Origin of the sequence: Staphylococcus intermedius NCTC 11048, from assembly GCF_002902385.1 — a bacterium.
Classification (GTDB): Bacteria; Bacillota; Bacilli; order Staphylococcales; family Staphylococcaceae; genus Staphylococcus; species Staphylococcus intermedius.
The window spans coordinates 1-776 of sequence record NZ_PPQH01000111.1; the positions used below are offsets into that span (position 1 = coordinate 1).

General features: G+C 35.2%; 3 protein-coding genes. All 3 read left to right on the forward strand.

The window, feature by feature from the left end; translation table 11 throughout:
• The coding region (locus CD138_RS13240) for a dUTP pyrophosphatase (protein ID WP_103266017.1) at positions 1-384 on the forward strand (384 nt) is incomplete at its 5' end.
• A gap of 36 nt (positions 385-420) precedes the next feature.
• Positions 421-570, forward strand: coding sequence for a DUF1381 domain-containing protein (locus CD138_RS13245; RefSeq protein ID WP_019168241.1), 150 nt, complete (start codon positions 421-423; stop codon positions 568-570).
• A partial coding sequence (locus tag CD138_RS14560) for a hypothetical protein (RefSeq protein WP_219727729.1) occupies positions 570-776 on the forward strand: 207 nt, incomplete at its 3' end. The genes CD138_RS13245 and CD138_RS14560, both read left to right, overlap by 1 nt.

Genomic DNA, 776 nt, shown 5'->3' on the forward strand with positions numbered 1-776 from the left:
GTAAACATTCCTAAAGGATATGTGGGTCTATTAACGTCAAGAAGTGGCGTGAGTAGTAAGACGCATCTTGTTATCGAGACAGGCAAAATTGATGCAGGGTTTCATGGAAATATGAAGATTAACATTAAAAATGATAATGAGGCACTAGCAAGTTATGATTCATACAGTTTTAGCCCTTTGGCTTTAGATATTGCAGGCGAAACTATTCAAGTGGATTCAGATTACAAAGAAGAAGTTATGATTGGTACTTATCAAATCAACAAAGGCGATAAACTCGCACAGTTAGTTATTGTGCCTATCATTACACCAGAGTTAGAGCAAGTGGAGGAGTTTGACAGTGAAACAGCAAGAGGAACAAAAGGGTTCGGAAGTAGTGGATTCTAAAGACATACTAACTAAAGTGAAAGAGGTGTTAAGGAAGTGACACAGTATTTAATCACTACATTCACAGACCCAACAGGTCAAACGTTCACAGAAGTGATTAAATCACGGGACAATCAAACGTTTGAGGTTGTGGAAGCAAGAAGTAAAGAAGAGGCGTTGAGTAAACATGAGGAGGAACGGAAATAATGAATTTAGTTTTAATAGCATCAATGTATCTGCCGATTACAATCTATATGCTGTTTTTTATTATTAGAGAAGTTAAAAGAAAATTATTATCACGAAAAACAATACATTTGTTTATAGATTCTATGCATTCAACTATGTATGTTTCACCAAACAAAAATACGACAGATGATGAATTGAAGACGATCATTAATAAATATAGCGACACG